Below are 16,171 nucleotides of genomic sequence, written 5' to 3'. Positions count from 1 at the left end.
CGCGGTGCGGCGGGCGGCCGGAGGTCAGAGCCAGCCCTGTTGGCGGGCCTCCCGCATCGCCTCCATGCGGTTGCGGGTGCTCGTCTTGCCGATCGCGGAGGAGAGGTAGTTGCGGACGGTCGACTCGGAGAGATGGAGCTTGGAGGCGATGTCGGCGACGGTGGCGCCGTCCGCCGAGGCCTTCAGGACGTCGCACTCACGGGCGGTGAGCGGATTGGGTCCGGCGCTCAACGCGGCGGCGGCGAGCGCCGGGTCGATGACCGTCTCGCCGGTCAGCACCCGCCGGATCGCCTCGGCCAGGTCCTCCACGGGGCCGTCCTTGACCAGGAAACCGGCGGCGCCCGCCTCCATCGCGCGCCGCAGATACCCGGGCCGGCCGAAGGTGGTGAGGATCAACACGCGGCAGTCCGGCGCCTGTTCGCGCAGTACGGCGGCGGCGTCCAGACCGCTCATCCCGGGCAGCTCGATGTCCAGCAGGGCCACGTCCGGGCGGTGGGTCAGCGCCGCGTCCACGATGGCGTCTCCCGCCGCGACCTGGGCGACGACCTCGATGTCCGGCTCCATCCCCAGCAACAGGGCGAGCGCGCCCCGCATCATTCCCTGATCCTCGGCAAGCAGGACACGCACGGACTTCGTGGGCCGGTGGTCCCGGGGCATCTCGTTCACGGGGCCAAGCGTAAGGCGGGGGAGGCGCGTGACCTGTCGTGGTGCGCACTTCGCCGGAAACTAAAAACTCTCCATGGTTCGACTCCGCGCGTCTTGACGGCCCTTGACTCCGGGCAAACAATCGCCTCGACATTCCGTGATCGCCTTTGCCGATCCTGTGCCGAGCCGATATTCGCAAACGTTCGACATTTCGACCGGGAATGGTTCGGCATTTCGATCGAACGATGTCCGGTATTTCGACCAGGTACCCGCACTGTCCTACCAGGAACGGAAGAGGTGCATTGTGTTACCAAGATCGTCGCGCCCGAGAAGCGCCGTGCTGGCCGTGCTGTCGGTGTTGGCGGCCGTCGTCGCGCTCGCCGTCGGCGCCCCGGCGGCCACCGCCGCGGGATCGCTGCCCTGTGACGTCTACGCCGCCGCGGGCACGCCCTGTGTCGCCGCGCACAGCCTCGTCAGAGCGCTCTACTCGTCGTACAACGGCTCGCTCTACCAGGTGCAGCGCGCCTCCGACAGCGCCACCGCGAACATCGGTCTCCTGGCGGCCGGCGGGTACGCGAACGCGGCGGCACAGGACTCCTTCTGCTCCGGTACCACCTGCATCATCACCAAGCTCTACGACCAGTCCGCGCGCCACAACGACCTCACCGTCGAGGGCGCGGGCGGGGCGGGCGCGGCCGACGTCGGGGCGCCCGCGGACGCGCTGCCGGTGACCGTCGGCGGCCACCAGGTCTACGGCCTGGAGATCTCGGCCGGCATGGGCTACCGGGACAACTACACCTCGGGCGTGGCCACCAACGGGGCGGCCGAGGGGATGTACATGGTGACCTCCGGCACTCATGTCAACGGCAGCTGCTGCTTCGACTACGGCAACGCCGAGACCAACAACAAGGACACCGGCAACGGCCACATGGACGCGATCAACTTCGGCACCGAGTGCTGGTTCTCGCCCTGTTACGGCCAGGGCCCCTGGGTGCAGGCCGACCTGGAGAACGGCCTGTTCCAGTCGGACTCCGGCTACAGCAAGAACACGTCGAACACCGGCACCGGATCGATGCCGTTCGTGACCGCTTTGCTGAAGAACAACGGTCAGGACCATTTCGCGCTGAAATACGGCAATGCCCAATCGGGCGGTCTCACGACCACTTATTCCGGAGGTGAACCCACCACCAGTGGTTACTCGCCCATGCATCAGGAGGGCGCGATCGTCCTGGGCACCGGCGGCGACAACAGCAACGGTTCCATCGGGTCCTTCTTCGAGGGCGTCATGACCTCGGGCATCCCGACGGACGCCGCCGACGACTCCGTCCAGGCCAACATCGTCTCCGTCGGCTATGGCGGTGCGACCGGCAGCACCGGCTCGCTGACGGCCGGGTCGGAGATCTCGCTGCGCGCGACCACCTCGTGCTGCACGACCGACTACATCCGCCACCAGAACAACGCGGCGGTCATCTCGGCCATCACGTCGAGCAGTTCGACGCTCGACAAGGGCGACGCCACCTGGGTCGTCCGCAGGGGCCTCGCCGACAGCTCCTGCTACTCCTTCGAGTCACGGAACTACCCGGGCGACTTCCTGCGGCACTTCAACTACCAGCTCTACCGACAACCCATGGTCGGCACCACGCAGTTCAGACAGGACGCCACGTTCTGCGCCGGGACCGGCAAGAGCGGGACGGGGACCTCGTTCGCTTCGTACAACTACCCGACGAGATACCTCCGGCACTACAACTACAACGTCTACATAGCGAGTGACGGCGGCTCGAACACCTTCGACAGCGCCACCTCGTGGACGGACGACGTGAGCTGGGCGGTCACGGCTCCCTGGGCGCCGTAGCCACCGAAGAGGACGCCAAGTCCGCCGCGTCCACCGGAAGTTCGGCGGTCACCGTGAAGCCGCCGCGTGGCGACGGGCCGGCCGTGAGCGACCCGCCCGCCGCCGCGAGGCGTTCCGTCAGGCCCTTCAGACCGGTGCCGCCGATGCCCTCGGCGGGACCGGTCACGAAGGCGCCCGTGCCGGTGCCGTCGTCCGTGACGGTCAGGCGGACATGGCCGCCCGGTACGCCCTCGACGGTGATCTCGCAGCGGGTCGCGCCGCTGTGCCGTACGACGTTCGTCACCGCCTCCCGCACCACCCAGCCCAGCAGGGCCTCGTTCTGCGGGGTCAGCGGGGCGCCGGACTGGCGGACCACGGGGTCGACGCTCGCCGCGGACAGGGCGGAGCGGGCCCGGTCCAGTTCCGTGGTGAGGCTGCCCTCGCGATAGCCGGTCACCGCCTCGCGGATCTCGGTCAGCGCCTGCCGGCCCACGGACTCGATGTCCGTGATCTGCGTGAGGGCCGCGTCCAGGTCGCGCGGGGCCAGCCGGCGGGCCGCCTCCGACTTCACCACGATGACGGAGAGCGTGTGGCCGAGCAGGTCGTGCAGATCGCGGGAGAAGCGCAGGCGCTCCTTCTCCACGGCACGTCGGGCCAGCTCCTCGCGGGCGGCGCGCAGCTCCCGTACGGCCTCGGAGAGGGAGAGGATCGCCGCCGTCACCATGGTGGACAGGAAGGTGCCGTACGCGACGTTCACCGCGTCCCAGCCCGCCCGGACGAAGGAGATCACGGCCGCGAGCGCGGTCAGGCCGAGACCGATCTGACCGAGCCGCGGGCCCCGCAGCACCGCGCCGGTGGCCAGGCCGAGGAGCGGGAAGAAGTACAGCCAGCTGCCGCCGTACCCGAGGGCCAGCGCACAGGTGACCAGGCCCATCAGGACGAGCGCCACCTTGGTGGAGCGGGCCTCGCGCGCCTCCTTCACGAAGGCGCGGAACGTCACGTAGATGTAGAGGGAGTTGAAGGTGAACAGACCCAGGCCACCGATCCAGGGGTTCGCGGTCCTGCCCTGGAGGAGGTTGGAGAAGGCGCCCATCCCCATCAGCAGCCACGGCAGCAGCGCGAAGCCGGTGGGCGGCGGTCCCGGGTCCTCGGGCATCTTCCCGCCGTTCCTGCGGGCGGCCCGCTGCTCGGCCTTGAAGCGCTCCATGTCGGACCGCCAGCGCGCCCGCGCCGCGCGCCACTCCCTCACCTGACAGGCGACCCCTCGCATCCAGGACATGTCCCCGTTCCCCCTTCGGACGGTCCGCTTCAGATGGTCCGCGCGGCCCTGCGGTACGAGACCACAGCGTACGAACCGAAGGCCAGTAGCCAAGCCGTGAGAACCACCACCGCGCCGAGCGCCGGTGCGTCGCCGTCGGCGACGGAGGTGCCGAGCTGGGCGATGCGGTTCGTGGGTGTGAAGCCGGACAGGGACCGGAGCCAGCCCGGGAAGAGCGTGAGCGGGAACCACAGACCGCCGACCACCGAGAGCCCCAGGTTGCACACCATGTTCGCGACCCCGGTCGTCTGCGCGGTGAGCCGGTAGCCGTTGCCGAGGCCGAGCAGGGTGAAGGGTATCGAGCCGAGCCACAGCAGCACCGCGACCGCGGCCCACTGCCAGACCCCCAGCCGTACGCCGTTGACCAGTCCGCCCGCCGCCAGCACCACGGCGATCGCGGGCAGCACCGTCACCGAGCCGGTCAGCGTCCGCCCGAGCACCACCTCGCGCGGGGTCATCGGGGTCACCCGCAGCTGCCGCAACCATCCGGTCACCCTGTCCTCGGCGACCCCGCCACCGGTGTTCAGGGCCGAGCCCACCGCCCCGTACGCGGCCATGCCGATCATCGAGCCGGTCTTCCAGCCGCCGTCACCGCCGTCGCCGAGGTTGGTGAACAGGAGGTACATCATCACGGGCATCGCGATGCCGCCGATGACGAAGCCGGTGTCGCGCAGCGTCCGGCGCACTTCGAGGCGCAGATAGTCCAGCATCACACCGTCTCCAGAACATGCGAGGTGAGCGCCATGAACGCGTCGTCCAGGGACGCGGGAACGACCTCCAGACCGCGGATCGCACCGAGCTCCGCCAGCGCGAGCACCGTCGCGTCCGAGTCGTCCGTGCGCAGCCGGGCCCGGTCCCCGCGCACCTCCACCGACACCACACCGGGCAGCAGGATCAGCCCCTCGGTGCCGCGGCCCGCGAGGTCGAAGGAGACCAGGTTGCCGCCCACCGACCGCTTGAGCTGCTCGCCGGTCCCGTCGGCGACGAGCCGGCCGTGGTCGATGACGAGGATCCGGTCGGCGTGCGCGTCGGCCTCCTCCAGGTAGTGCGTCGAGAACAGGACGGTGTGACCACGCCGCGCGTAGGACCGCATCGAGTCCCAGAACGCGCGCCGCGCCTCCACGTCCAGCGCGGCGGTCGGCTCGTCGAGCACGATCAGGTCGGGGTTCCCGGCGAGCGCCACCGCGAACCGCACCCGCTGCGCCTGTCCGCCGGAGAGCCGGTCGACGCGCCGCCCGGCCAGATCCCCGATCCCCGCGAGCTCCAGCGCGTCGGCGACAGGGAGCGGCGCGGGATAGCGGCCCGCGACGAAGGAGACCAGCTCACGGACGGTCACGCGGGGCACCGGCCGGGTCTCCTGAAGCATCGCGCCGACCCGCCCGGCACGCACCGCCGCCTCCGGGGGGCCGCCGAAGAGCGCGACCGTCCCCTCGTCCGGCTCGTTCAGACCGAGCAGCAGGGAGATCGTGGTCGACTTCCCCGCGCCGTTGCGCCCCAGCAGCGCCACCGTCTCGCCGCGGCCGATCTCCAGATCCACCCCGTCCACCGCGCGCACCGCGCCGAACGCCTTGACCGCCCCCGTGAAGGACACGGCACGCTCTGTCCCACCTGTCTGTGTCATGCCTGAGACGGTACGAATCCGCGGCCCCCGCCCGGCAGATGCGCTTGTACGGACTCCGGCAGGACAAATGTCACGGCCGGACGGACGGACCGTTGACCTGACAGGGCGTCAGGAGCCTTCACAACTGCCGAGTGCTGGGCTATACAAGGGTCGCCGGACTGGAACGCGTTCTAGATCGGCCAGTGTCGACCTCGGTGCGGCCGACGGTGCGGACGGCCGCACCGAGGTCTTTCGCGCTACTGATCAGGAGCCCCATGCCCATCGACGCCGCCAAGGCCCTCGCCGCCGAACCCCGCAGCGGTGAGATCACCTGGGACCGCAAGGACGTCCAGCTCTACCACCTCGGCCTCGGAGCGGGCGTCCCGGCGACGGATCCCGACGAGCTGCGTTACACCCTCGAATCGAAGCTGCACGTCCTGCCGAGCTTCGCCACCGTCGCGGGCGCCGGTTCCCCCGGAGTGATCAGCGGCCTGTCCATGCCCGGCGTCGACGTCGACCTCGCCCGCGTCCTGCACGGCGGCCAGACCATCGCACTGCACCGTCCGATCCCGGTCGAGGGCAAGGCCCTGGCCACCGGGCGGATCGCCGCCGTGTACGACAAGGGCAAGGCGGCCGTCCTGGTCATGCGCACCGAGGTCGCCGACGCCGAGGGACCGTTGTGGACGAACGACGCCCAGATCTTCGTACGGGGAGAGGGCGGCTGGGGCGGCGACCGCGGCCCCGCCACCCGCCTCGAGGAGCCCACCGGTGCGCCGGACCGGACCGTCGAGCGCCCGGTCCGCGAGGAGCAGGCGCTGCTCTACCGGCTCTCCGGCGACTGGAACCCGCTGCACGCCGACCCCGAGTTCGCCAAGCTCGCCGGGTTCGACCGGCCGATCCTGCACGGGCTGTGCACGTACGGGATGACGCTCAAGGCGGTCGTCGACACGCTGCTCGGCGGGGACGTGGCGCGCGTCCGCTCGTACACCACGCGCTTCGCCGGGGTCGTGTACCCGGGGGAGACCCTGCGCATCCGTATGTGGCGGCGGGAAGGCGGCGTCCGGGTGGCCGTGAGCGCCGTCGAGCGTGACGACGCGCCTGTCCTCGCCGACACCGTCGTCACACACTCCTGAGCCCAGCCCGTCAGTGATCAGCCCGTTGTCGAGGGGAGCCGCACCATGCGCGCAGCCGTACAGCACGAGATAGGCCAGGACAAGCTGGAAGTCCTCGACGACATCGAGGCGGTGGGCTTCGGTCCGGGCAAGGTGCGGATCCGGGTACGGGCCACCGGGCTGTGCCACTCCGACCTGTCCGCCATGAGCGGCGTACTGCCGCAGCCCGCGCCGTTCGTGCCCGGCCACGAGGGCGCCGGGGAGATCGTCGAGGTCGGCGAGGGCGTCACCCATCTCAAGCCCGGCGACCGGGTCGTCGTCTGCTGGCTGCCCGCCTGCGGCGTCTGTCCCGCCTGCAAGCGCGGCCAGAGCCAGCTGTGCCTGGCCGGGTTCATGAACGCCGGCACGCCCAACTTCCGGCGGCCCGGCCAAGACGTCTTCGGCTTCGCCGGGACGGGCACCTTCACCGAGGAGGTCGTGGTCGACGCGGGCTCCGCCGTTCCGATCCCGGACGACGTGCCCTTCGACATCGCGGCCCTCATCGGCTGCGGAGTGACGACCGGCCTCGGCGCCGCCCTCAACACCGCGGACGTGGCCGCCGGTTCCTCGGTCGCCGTGATCGGCTGCGGGGGCGTCGGCATCTCCGCGATCCAGGGCGCGCGCCTCAAGGGCGCCGCCGAGATCGTCGCCGTCGACCCGGTCGCCTCGCGCCGGGAGGCCGCGCTGCGGTTCGGCGCGACGAAGGCGGTCTCGCCCGACGAACTCCCGGGCGCGAAGCAGTCGGTGACCGGCGGCGAGGGCTTCGACTACGTCTTCGAGGTCGTCGGCCGCTCCGCCACCGCCCGCACCGCGTACGAGAACACCCGCCGCGGCGGCACCCTCGTCATCGTCGGCGCGGGCGCCATGGACGACTTCCTGCAGCTCAACATGTTCGAGCTGTTCTTCGACGAGAAGCGGATCCTGCCGTCCATGTACGGCGGCGGGGACGTCCTGCGGTCGTACGAGCGGACGGTCGCCCTGTGGCGCGCGGGCCGCATCGACCTGGAGAGCCTGATCACCCACCGGGTGCCGCTGTCCGGGATCAACGAGGCGCTGGACCAGATGCGGACGGGAACCGCGCTGCGTACGTGCATCGAGATCTGACCCCCACGGCTGCCGCCACCCGGCCCCCACGATTGCACCACGACCGCCGCCACGATTGCTGAGGACTTCGATGTCACTGCCACTTGAAGGGCGCGCCGCGATCGTCACCGGCGCGGGGCGCGGGCTCGGCCGGACCGAAGCGCTGGAACTGGCCCGCCTGGGTGCCGCCGTCGTCGTCAACGACTACGGGCAGCCCGGACGGGACGGCTCCGGCGCGGCCTCGGCCACCCCCGCCGAGGAGGTCGCCGCCGAGATCCGCGCCGCGGGCGGCCGCGCCCTCGCCCACACCGGGGACGTCTCCGACCGCGAACGGGCCCGTGAGCTGGTCGACCTGGCGATCGGCGAGTTCGGGAAGCTCGACATCCTCGTCAACAACGCGGGCATCCTGCGCGACCGGATGGTCTTCTCGATGTCCGAGGACGAGTGGGACTCCGTCATCCGCGTGCATCTGAAGGGGCACTTCAACACGACCCACTTCGCGTCCGCGCACTGGCGGGCGCGGTCCAAGGCGGCGAACGGGCCGGTGTACGGGCGGATCGTGAACACCTCCTCGGAGGCGTTCCTCGCGGGCTCGGCGGGACAGCCCAACTACGCGGCGGCCAAGGGCGGCATCGTCGGGCTGACGACCTCGACCGCGCTGGCGCTCGCGAAGTACGGCGCGACGGCCAACGTCATCTGCCCGCGCGCCCGGACCCGGATGACCGAGGACGTGTTCCACGGGTTCGAGGTGCCCGAGCAGGGCCTCGATCCCCTCGCCCCCGAGCATGTCGCGCCCCTCGTCGGCTACTTGGCCTCACCCGCCGCCGCGCACGTCAACGGACAGCTGCTCGTGGTGCACGGCGGCATGGTCGCGGTCGTCGAACGGCCGCGGGTGGCCGCCAAGTTCGACACCAAGCAGGACGCCTTCACCTACGACGAACTCGACGCACTGCTCGGCCCGTACTACGCGCAGCGGCCACCGGGGGAGACGTTCGCGGCGACGGAGGTACTGGGACTCAAGCACACCTAGCTCGCCCGACATCCCCGAGTCCGCCCGGCCGTTCCGCCTAGCCGTCGTGCTCCGGGCCGAGCAGTCGGCCGTCGGTCGACAGGGGCGGGTGTGCCAGCTGGGGCAAGTAGTGCCGGACCGACAAGAGGACGTCACCCACGCGTGGCGCCCGGGGAGCCCCGCATGAAACGGCCCCGCTCGCGCCGAGCACGAGCGGGGCCGTATCGCTGGTCCTGCTTACCGTCAGGCCGACGTGTTCTGCTGGCCGGACGGCTTGCGGTGGCGGCCGTGAGGGGTCGCCTCGTCGTCCCGGCCGGAGACCGGGCCGCGGTGCTTGCCGTGGCCTTCGTCCTGGACCGTCGCCTCGCGGGCGTCGGTGGCCGGCGGTTCCATGGTGCTGGTTTCGCTCATGTGGAAGTGTTCACCCCGTCAACAAGATCCTTCTTTGTAGCCGGGGGATTCTAACCGGTCGCTCACGCGGGAACGGGGGCGGGTGACCTGTTCTCGCCCCCGGGCCCCCCGTCGGTCCGGAAGGCCTCGTCCTCGGGTACCGGGCGGGCGAAGAGGGGCCGCCTCTTCACGGGGGACCGCCCGCTCAGCGGCGCCTGTTGGAGGGGGACCGGGCGCGCCGCGGGCCGTTCCGGCGGAGGGGGCGCCTCCGCCGTCACCGCGACGGCGGGCGCCGTCACCTTCGCCACCCCGCACGGCACCGCCCCCGTCGTGTACGGCAGGTGGAGGACCCCCTCCCTGGTCCACAGGCCCGCGCCCGCCAACCAGCCCTCCGGGGCCGCGAGATGGTGGACCTGGCGTTCGAACGGCCGCCACACGCCCACCCAGCTGCCGGCCGGCCCGTCGATGCGCAGGGCCACCGCGCAGGCCTCCGGCGTCAGTACCTGCCCCGGCTGGATCGCGAACGGCGTCACCGCGCAGTCGGTGGCGCGCAGACAGTCGGGGAAGCGGATCGGCAGGGTGCTGCCGAGGACCCCCCAGCCGAGGCGGTCGTGGCCCGGGGACGGCGCGTCGGAGCGGACCAGCAGCAGTCCGCTGTCGGCGTCCGCGAGCAGCAGCCGGTCGTCGCTGTCCTCGGCGATCTGCAGCAGTGGCGTTACTTCACCGCCGCGCCCCAGGTCGACGACCACCGTCTTGGTGCGGCCGTCCTGGTGGCGGTCCAGGGCCAGCAGGCGCCCCGTGTCGTCCAGCCAGACCCCGCCCGAACAGGGGCCCGGCACCTCGGCCAGGTGCTCGGGCCCGAACGCCCCGCCCGCCACCAGCCACACCGCCGTGGAGTCACGGCCCGCGGCGAGGGCGTACGCGTGCTCCCCGTCCGGCGCGGGCGGCAGCAGCCACAGCCGGGTGTCCTCGTCGTGGCACTCCACCGCGCCGAGAAGCAGTTCCCCGGTGCCGGGCCCGGTCGGGTACAGCAGCGAGAACGTGTGCCGCCCGTCCGCGACGCGGTGGATCAGCACCCGCCCGTCGGACATCGGCAGCACCTCGGTGCCGGGCTCCTCCGGCTGGTGGGACGGCAGCGGTACGGCGTAGGGCTCGGGGCCGTCCAGCGTCCAGCGCTCCGGGAACCAGCACTCGCCGTCGAGGGCGAGGCGGGCCGCGTAGGTTCCGTCCGCGGCGATCACGCAGGTGGGGCGGGCGGTCGTATCCGTGGTGCGGGCGATCGCATCCGTGGTGCGGGCGGTCGTATCCGCGGGGCGAGTGGCCCGCTCGTCCCCGGGTTCCGCCGCAGGCTCGGTTGCACAGGCCGTCATCGTTCGGTCACCTCCGGCGACGAAGCTAGTTTTCGCACGCACAGACGTGGGATCGGCGGGCGGGCGCTTCACACATAAGGGTGGCCGTGCCGCGATTCGCCTGAGGGAACGGGGATGCGTGTGCTGAACGGTGCGGGGAGAAGGGGGTGGGGCCCGGATCATCAAGGGCCGCCCGCGGCCGGGACCCCTGGTCGCGCACCCCGGGACCGGCCCGCGACCGGTGGGGCACCGGCCCAAGCCAGGTAGCCTTTCCCCGTGCCCCGTCTGTCTGAAGTCATCGCCGCGCTCGACACCCTCTGGCCCCCCGAGAGGGCCGAGGGATGGGACGCGGTCGGCACCGTGTGCGGCGAGCCGGACCAGGAGATCACCCGCGTCCTGTTCGCCGTCGACCCCGTTCGGGAAATCGTCGACGAAGCGGTGAAGCTGGGCGCGAACCTGCTGGTCACCCACCATCCGCTCTATCTGCGCGGGACGACGACGGTCGCGGCCGACACCTTCAAGGGCCGGGTCGTGCACACCCTCATCAAGAACGACATCGCGCTGCACGTCGCCCACACCAACGCCGACCGCGCCGACCCGGGAGTCAGCGACGCCCTCGCCGGCGCGCTCGACCTCCGGGTCGTACGGCCACTCGTGCCGGACCCCACCGACCCCGAGGGCCGCCGCGGCCTCGGCCGCGTCTGTGAGCTGGACCACCCGCTGACCGTCCGCGAACTCGCCGCGCGCGCCGCCGGGCGACTGCCCGCCACCGCGCAGGGCATCCGCGTCGCCGGTGACCTGGAGGCGGTCGTACGGACCGTCGCGGTCAGCGGCGGCTCCGGCGACAGCCTCTTCGACGACGTGCGCGCCGCCGGCGTCGACGCCTTCCTCACCGCGGACCTGCGCCACCACCCGGCGTCGGAGGCCCGCGCCCACAGTCCTCTCGCGCTGCTCGACGCGGCGCACTGGGCCACCGAGTGGCCCTGGTGCGAGCTGGCCGCCGCCCAGCTCGACGAGATCTCCGACCGCAAGGGATGGGGCCTGCGGGTCCACGTCTCCAAGACGGTCACCGACCCCTGGACCGCCCACGCGGCGTCCACCGAAACACCTAACGCAATGGGAGCCCCCAACTGAACGCCGCGCCCGCCGACCAGATCCGACTTCTCGACGTCCAGGCCTTCGACGTACGCCTGCAGCAGCTCGCGCACAAGCGCAGGTCCCTTCCCGAGCACGCCGAGATCGAGTCGCTGAACAAGGACCTCACGCAGCTGCGCGACCTGCTCGTCGCCGCGCAGACCGAGGAGAGCGACTGCGCCCGCGAGCAGACCAAGGCCGAGCAGGACGTGGACCAGGTGCGCCAGCGCGCCAACCGCGACCAGCAGCGCCTGGACTCCGGTGCCGTCACCTCCCCCAAGGACCTGGAGAACCTCCAGCGCGAGATCACCTCCCTCGCCAAGCGGCAGGGCGACCTGGAGGACGTCGTCCTCGAGGTCATGGAGCGCCGCGAGTCCGCGCAGGAGCGGGTCGCCGAGCTGACCGAGCGGACCTCCTCCGTGCAGTCGAAGATCGACGACGCGACCAGCCGTCGGGACGCCGCCTTCGAGTCCCTCGACGGCGAGGCCGCCTCGGTGACGAAGGAGCGCGAGGTCGTCGCGGCCTCCGTCCCCGCCGACCTGCTGAAGCTCTACGACAAGCTGCGCCAGCAGCAGGGCGGCGTCGGCGCCGCGCGGCTCTACCAGCGCCGTTGCGAGGGCTGCCGCCTCGAGCTCAACATCACCGAGGTCAACGACGTGAAGGCGGCCTCCCCGGACACCGTGCTGCGCTGCGAGAACTGCCGTCGCATCCTGGTGCGTACGTCCGAGTCCGGTCTGTAAGGGGCGCGGGGCGTGCGGGAGTTCATCGTCGAGGCCGACGGCGGTTCCCGGGGCAACCCGGGACCCGCGGGCTACGGCGCCGTGGTCATCGACGCGGTCACGGGGGAGACGCTGGCGGAGCGTGCCGAGTACATCGGCATCGCCACCAACAACGTCGCCGAGTACCGGGGCCTGGTGGCGGGCCTGCGCGCCGCCCACGAACTGGACCCGGCCGCGCGCGTCCGGGTCCGGATGGACTCCAAGCTCGTCGTCGAGCAGCTGTCCGGCCGCTGGAAGATCAAGCACCCGGACATGAAGCCCCTGGCCGCGGAGGCGGCCCGCGTCTTCCCGCCCGACCGGATCACCTACGAGTGGATGCCGCGCGAACAGAACAAGCACGCGGACCGACTGGCCAACGAGGCGATGGACGCGGGGCGGCGCGGCGAACAGTGGTCCCCGTCCGCATCGACGGCGGAACTGCTGACGCCGGGTTCTGCGGCGCCCCTTCAGGGGCGCGAGGAACTGCGCGACCAGCCCCCACAGCCCCGCACTCCGACGACTCCCGGCTCCGCCCGGTCACCCCGCGGCGAAGCCGCGAAGTCCGAGGACGACGCACGGGCCGCCCGCAACGTGGCCACAACGGCCCCGTCGACCGGCTGGGGCTCGACCCCCGACATGGGTGCCCCCACCACCTTCGTGCTCCTGCGCCACGGTGAGACCCCCCTCACCCCCAGAAGCGTTTCTCCGGCAGCGGCGGCACCGACCCGTCGCTCTCGGACGTGGGCCGGGAGCAGGCCGAGCGCGTCGCCGCCGCGCTGGCCGCACGCGGCACCGTCCAGGCGATCGTGGCGTCGCCACTCACCCGTACCCGCCAGACCGCCGCCGCCGTCGCCGCCCGCCTGGGACTGGACGTCGCCATCGAGGACGGCCTGCGCGAGACGGACTTCGGCGCCTGGGAAGGCCTCACCTTCGCCGAGGTGCAGGAGCGCTACCCCGAGGACCTGAAGACCTGGCTCGCCTCCCCGAAGGCCGAACCGACCGGCGGCGGCGAGAGCTTCGCGGCGACCGCCCGCCGTATCGCCACCACCCGCGACAAGCTCATCGCCTCCTACGCGGGCCGCACCGTCCTGCTCGTCAGCCACGTCACCCCGATCAAGAGCCTCGTACGGCTCGCGATCGGTGCCCCGCCGGAGTCCCTGTACCGGATGGAGCTGTCCGCGGCCTCCCTGTCGGCGGTGGCGTACTACGCGGACGGCAACGCCAGCCTGCGCCTCTTCAACGACACCTCTCACCTGCGCTGAGCGACCCGGGCCCGTAGGTCACCCGCGCCGAGCGGCCCGGGCCCGCAGGAGCTCGGCGGTCTCCCGGTCCGCCGGCAGGAACGCCTCCAGGTGGAGCTCGGCGAGCGTCACGTCGACCGCGGTCGCGAACGACGTCAGCGTGGTGAGCAGTCTCAACTCGCCCTCCGCGCACCGCAGTCGCAGCGGCACGGCGAACCCGAGATAGTCGGCGCCGGGCTCACTCGCCGGTACGTAGTCCGCCAACTCCTCGGCCAGGGAGGCGAGTCGGGGATCGGGACTGCGCACGGCACGGGCCCGCAGGTTCTCCACGATGTGCTGCCCCCACGCGTCCAGGTTCACCACCCGCGAGCCCATCCCGCGCGGATGCAGCGCGAGCCGCAGCACATTGACGGGCGGCGCGAGCAGCGCGGGGTCCGCGCCCTCGGTGAGCACGTCGAACGCCTCGTTCGCCGCGACCAGTTCACCCCGCGGCCCCGCCACCACCGCCGGATACGGCAGATGCCCTTCGAGGATGCTGTCCAACGCCTCCCGTACGGGCTTCAGCGCGACCGCGTCGAGCGGTGACTCCGCGAACGCGGGCGCGTAACCGGCCGCCAGCAGCAGCGAGTTGCGCTCCCTCAACGTCAGGCCGAGCGACTCGGCGAGCCGGATCACGATCTCCCTGCCGGGCACCGACCGTCCGCGCTCGATGAAACTGACGTACCGCTGGGTCGTCCCCGCCCGCGAGGCGAGCTCCAGCTGACTGACCCGGCGGGCGGTGCGCCAGCGCAGCAGCTCCCGGGCGAAGGGCGGGGGTTCGGTCACCGAGGCGGCTGCGGTGCTGAGGGTCATGGCTCAGTTGTACGTCACGGGTACGACAGTCCGGCCATACCTCACGGGGAATTGAGCGGCGTACCCCGTCCGAGCAGCATGGACGCATCCACGGAGCACACCCCAGGGAGCCGACATGCGCGCCTACCACCTCGAAACGCCCGGCACCGTCGACGGCATCGCCCCGCGTCGGACGGACCGCCCCGAGCCCGGCCCCCGCGACATCCTCGTCCGCGTCCGCGCCGTCTCCCTCAACAAGCGCGATCTGCTGATCCTGAACGGTACCTATCCGCTGAAGGCCGTGCCGGACGTGATCCCGCTGAGTGACGGAGCGGGCGAAGTCGTCGCGGTGGGCGCGGAGGTGACCCGGTTCGCGGTCGGGGACCGGGTGGCGAGCACGTACTTCCCGAAGTGGATCGACGGCAGGATCACCCCCGCGCAGATCGACCAGCCCGGCGCCACCCTGCCCGGCATGCTCACCGAGTACGCGCGCCTCGACGAGAACGCGGCGGTGCGGGTGCCCGACCACCTCGGCTGGGAGGAGGCCGCCTGCCTGCCCTGCGCGGGCGTCACGGCCTGGCACGCGCTGACCGGCGGGGAGGCGGTGGCCCCCGGCGAGACGGTGCTGACACTCGGCACGGGCGCGCTCTCGCTGTTCGCCGTGCAGTTCGCGAAGCTGCTGGGCGCCGAGGTCGTCGCCACGACGTCGAGCCCGGAGAAGGCCGAGCGGCTCAAGGCCCTGGGCGCCGACCACATCGTGCGGTACGCCGACCACCCCGCGTGGGCACAGACGGTCCGCGACCTCACGGGCGGGCGTGGCGTGGACCTCGTCGTCGAGACCGTGGGCCCGGAGACGATCGAGCAGTCGGTCCGCGCCTCGGCGCTCTACGGCAGGATCGTCCTGGTCAGTGCCAACAGCCCGCGCAAGGCCTCTCTGGAGATCACGACGGACGCGCTCGCGTCGAGCCTGGTGACGATGCGGCGGCTCTTCGTCGGCAGCCGTACTCACTTCGAGTCCATGAACCGGGCCCTCACCCTGCACGGCACCCGCCCGGTCGTCGACCGGACCTTCGGCTTCGACGAGGTCCACGAGGCGTTCCGCCACTACGAGTCCGGCGTGGCCTTCGGCAAGGTCGTCATCCGCGTGGCCTGAGCGCGGCCGCCTCGCGCGCCAGGCTCTCCACCCGCCCCCAGTCCTTCGCGGCGATCGCGTCCTCGGGAAGCATCCATGTCCCGCCCACGCAGCCGACGTTGGGGAGGGCGAGGTAGTCCGGCGCGTAGGTGGGGCCGATGCCGCCCGTCGGGCAGAACCTGGCCTGCGGCAGCGGTCCGGCGAGCGACCTGAGGTACGCCGTGCCGCCCGCGGCCTGCGCCGGGAAGAACTTCATCTCCCGCACCCCGCGCTCCAGCAGCGCCACCACCTCCGAGGTCGTGGACACCCCCGGCAGGAACGGCACCCCGGACGCCTTCATGGCATCGAGCAGTACGTCGGTCCAGCCGGGGCTGACCAGGAAGCGGGCGCCCGCGGCCACGCACTCCGTCACCTGCGTCGGCGTGATGACGGTGCCCGCGCCGACCACCGCGCCCGGCACCCCGTCCGCGATCGCCCGGATGGCGTCGAGCGCGCACGGCGTCCGCAGGGTCACCTCTATCGCGGGCAGCCCACCCGCGACGAGTGCCGTGGCCAGGGGCACGGCGTCCGCGACCTCGTTCACCACGACGACGGGTACCACGGGGGCGAGATCCAGCACGGAGGCGGCGGGAACCGAGGGCAGCGGTGAGCTCATGGGCTCATCGTGCCCTCGCCGCGCAGCATGCGCAAAGAGCGTTG

The 16,171-nt window shown here is 71.9% G+C and carries 15 protein-coding genes and 1 pseudogene; 8 read left to right on the top strand and 8 right to left on the bottom strand.

The features are described 5' to 3' along the window. Positions 1 to 24: 24 nt before the first annotated feature. Positions 25 to 657 carry a response regulator transcription factor gene (locus AAFF41_RS16115; RefSeq protein WP_319744497.1) on the bottom strand — a complete coding sequence of 211 codons (633 nt, stop codon included), beginning with the start codon at positions 655 to 657 and terminating at the stop codon, positions 25 to 27. Positions 658 to 982: 325 nt separating this feature from the next. On the opposite strand from AAFF41_RS16115, the gene AAFF41_RS16110 reads away from it, so the two are divergent. Next, the gene (locus AAFF41_RS16110; protein WP_343324112.1) at positions 983 to 2,497 is read left to right on the top strand and encodes an alpha-L-arabinofuranosidase B; all 1,515 of its coding nucleotides are present in this window, start codon (positions 983 to 985) and stop codon (positions 2,495 to 2,497) included. Here the strand turns inward: AAFF41_RS16110 and AAFF41_RS16105 are convergent. From AAFF41_RS16105 to AAFF41_RS16095, 3 genes are read right to left on the bottom strand one after another with little or no spacing between them, the layout of a single operon-like run. Further along, the gene (locus tag AAFF41_RS16105) at positions 2,475 to 3,755 is read right to left on the bottom strand and encodes a sensor histidine kinase (protein ID WP_343324111.1); all 1,281 of its coding nucleotides are present in this window, start codon (positions 3,753 to 3,755) and stop codon (positions 2,475 to 2,477) included. The genes AAFF41_RS16110 and AAFF41_RS16105 overlap by 23 nt on opposite strands. Positions 3,756 to 3,784: 29 nt before the next feature. Then, the gene (locus AAFF41_RS16100) at positions 3,785 to 4,504 is read right to left on the bottom strand and encodes an ABC transporter permease (protein WP_319743711.1); all 720 of its coding nucleotides are present in this window, start codon (positions 4,502 to 4,504) and stop codon (positions 3,785 to 3,787) included. Then, entirely contained in the window at positions 4,504 to 5,415 is a 912-nt protein-coding gene (locus tag AAFF41_RS16095) for an ABC transporter ATP-binding protein (RefSeq protein ID WP_319743709.1), read from the bottom strand. Before AAFF41_RS16095 ends, AAFF41_RS16100 begins: the two co-directional genes overlap by 1 nt. A gap of 254 nt (positions 5,416 to 5,669) precedes the next feature. On the opposite strand from AAFF41_RS16095, the gene AAFF41_RS16090 reads away from it, so the two are divergent. From AAFF41_RS16090 to AAFF41_RS16080, 3 genes are all read left to right on the top strand, one after another. After that, complete coding sequence (locus tag AAFF41_RS16090; RefSeq protein WP_319743707.1) at positions 5,670 to 6,527, top strand: MaoC/PaaZ C-terminal domain-containing protein; 858 nt, start codon at positions 5,670 to 5,672, stop codon at positions 6,525 to 6,527. A gap of 45 nt (positions 6,528 to 6,572) precedes the next feature. Further along, positions 6,573 to 7,649 carry a Zn-dependent alcohol dehydrogenase gene (locus tag AAFF41_RS16085; protein ID WP_060897708.1) on the top strand — a complete coding sequence of 359 codons (1,077 nt, stop codon included), beginning with the start codon at positions 6,573 to 6,575 and terminating at the stop codon, positions 7,647 to 7,649. Between the two features lie 70 nt (positions 7,650 to 7,719). Beyond that, on the top strand, positions 7,720 to 8,658 hold the full coding sequence (locus AAFF41_RS16080; RefSeq protein ID WP_319743703.1) for a 3-oxoacyl-ACP reductase: 939 nt from the start codon (positions 7,720 to 7,722) through the stop codon (positions 8,656 to 8,658). A 222-nt stretch (positions 8,659 to 8,880) separates the two neighbouring features. Here AAFF41_RS16080 and AAFF41_RS16075 read toward each other — a convergent pair whose 3' ends face one another. Next, entirely contained in the window at positions 8,881 to 9,048 is a 168-nt protein-coding gene (locus tag AAFF41_RS16075; protein WP_319743701.1) for a hypothetical protein, read from the bottom strand. A 62-nt stretch (positions 9,049 to 9,110) separates the two neighbouring features. Further along, positions 9,111 to 10,397 carry a hypothetical protein gene (locus AAFF41_RS16070; protein WP_319743699.1) on the bottom strand — a complete coding sequence of 429 codons (1,287 nt, stop codon included), beginning with the start codon at positions 10,395 to 10,397 and terminating at the stop codon, positions 9,111 to 9,113. Between the two features lie 255 nt (positions 10,398 to 10,652). Between AAFF41_RS16070 and AAFF41_RS16065 the strand changes: the two genes are divergently transcribed. The 3 genes and pseudogenes from AAFF41_RS16065 to AAFF41_RS16055 all read left to right on the top strand — a co-directional run bounded on the left by AAFF41_RS16065 (position 10,653) and on the right by AAFF41_RS16055 (position 13,530). Continuing rightward, a complete protein-coding gene (locus AAFF41_RS16065; protein WP_097284459.1) occupies positions 10,653 to 11,510 on the top strand; it encodes a Nif3-like dinuclear metal center hexameric protein in 858 nt (285 codons plus the stop codon). Beyond that, entirely contained in the window at positions 11,507 to 12,250 is a 744-nt protein-coding gene (locus AAFF41_RS16060; RefSeq protein ID WP_319744495.1) for a zinc ribbon domain-containing protein, read from the top strand. The genes AAFF41_RS16065 and AAFF41_RS16060 overlap by 4 nt, the downstream gene beginning before the upstream one ends. 12 nt (positions 12,251 to 12,262) lie before the next feature. Next, positions 12,263 to 13,530, top strand: a pseudogene (locus AAFF41_RS16055) (bifunctional RNase H/acid phosphatase). Between the two features lie 18 nt (positions 13,531 to 13,548). On the opposite strand, the gene AAFF41_RS16050 reads toward AAFF41_RS16055, so the two are convergent. Further along, positions 13,549 to 14,361 (bottom strand): helix-turn-helix domain-containing protein, encoded by an 813-nt coding sequence (locus AAFF41_RS16050; protein ID WP_319743695.1) that lies wholly within the window; start codon positions 14,359 to 14,361, stop codon positions 13,549 to 13,551. 115 nt (positions 14,362 to 14,476) lie between these two features. Between AAFF41_RS16050 and AAFF41_RS16045 the strand changes: the two genes are divergently transcribed. Beyond that, on the top strand, positions 14,477 to 15,493 hold the full coding sequence (locus AAFF41_RS16045) for a zinc-dependent alcohol dehydrogenase family protein (protein ID WP_343324110.1): 1,017 nt from the start codon (positions 14,477 to 14,479) through the stop codon (positions 15,491 to 15,493). On the opposite strand, the gene eda is transcribed toward AAFF41_RS16045, so the two are convergent. Next, positions 15,477 to 16,127, bottom strand: coding sequence for a bifunctional 4-hydroxy-2-oxoglutarate aldolase/2-dehydro-3-deoxy-phosphogluconate aldolase (gene eda, locus AAFF41_RS16040; RefSeq protein WP_181651526.1), 651 nt, complete (start codon positions 16,125 to 16,127; stop codon positions 15,477 to 15,479). The two genes, AAFF41_RS16045 and eda, sit on opposite strands and share 17 nt — an antisense overlap. Positions 16,128 to 16,171 lie beyond the last annotated feature (44 nt).

Source organism: Streptomyces mirabilis, from assembly GCF_039503195.1.
Classification (GTDB): Bacteria; Actinomycetota; Actinomycetes; order Streptomycetales; family Streptomycetaceae; genus Streptomyces; species Streptomyces mirabilis_D.
The sequence above is the reverse complement of the archived record's forward strand: the minus strand, read 5'-3'. Positions and strand labels throughout refer to the sequence as shown.

What these genes read in the sequence shown, in the direction of transcription:
- AAFF41_RS16115 (WP_319744497.1), bottom strand. Translation starts at nt 657, where the DNA reads ATGCCCCGGGACCACCGGCCCACGAAGTCCGTGCGTGTCCTGCTTGCC.
- AAFF41_RS16105 (WP_343324111.1), bottom strand. Translation starts at nt 3,755, where the DNA reads ATGTCCTGGATGCGAGGGGTCGCCTGTCAGGTGAGGGAGTGGCGCGCG.
- AAFF41_RS16100 (WP_319743711.1), bottom strand. Translation starts at nt 4,504, where the DNA reads ATGCTGGACTATCTGCGCCTCGAAGTGCGCCGGACGCTGCGCGACACC.
- AAFF41_RS16095 (WP_319743709.1), bottom strand. Translation starts at nt 5,415, where the DNA reads ATGACACAGACAGGTGGGACAGAGCGTGCCGTGTCCTTCACGGGGGCG.
- AAFF41_RS16090 (WP_319743707.1), top strand. Translation starts at nt 5,670, where the DNA reads ATGCCCATCGACGCCGCCAAGGCCCTCGCCGCCGAACCCCGCAGCGGT.
- AAFF41_RS16085 (WP_060897708.1), top strand. Translation starts at nt 6,573, where the DNA reads ATGCGCGCAGCCGTACAGCACGAGATAGGCCAGGACAAGCTGGAAGTC.
- AAFF41_RS16080 (WP_319743703.1), top strand. Translation starts at nt 7,720, where the DNA reads ATGTCACTGCCACTTGAAGGGCGCGCCGCGATCGTCACCGGCGCGGGG.
- AAFF41_RS16075 (WP_319743701.1), bottom strand. Translation starts at nt 9,048, where the DNA reads ATGAGCGAAACCAGCACCATGGAACCGCCGGCCACCGACGCCCGCGAG.
- AAFF41_RS16070 (WP_319743699.1), bottom strand. Translation starts at nt 10,397, where the DNA reads ATGACGGCCTGTGCAACCGAGCCTGCGGCGGAACCCGGGGACGAGCGG.
- AAFF41_RS16050 (WP_319743695.1), bottom strand. Translation starts at nt 14,361, where the DNA reads ATGACCCTCAGCACCGCAGCCGCCTCGGTGACCGAACCCCCGCCCTTC.
- AAFF41_RS16045 (WP_343324110.1), top strand. Translation starts at nt 14,477, where the DNA reads ATGCGCGCCTACCACCTCGAAACGCCCGGCACCGTCGACGGCATCGCC.
- eda (WP_181651526.1), bottom strand. Translation starts at nt 16,127, where the DNA reads ATGAGCTCACCGCTGCCCTCGGTTCCCGCCGCCTCCGTGCTGGATCTC.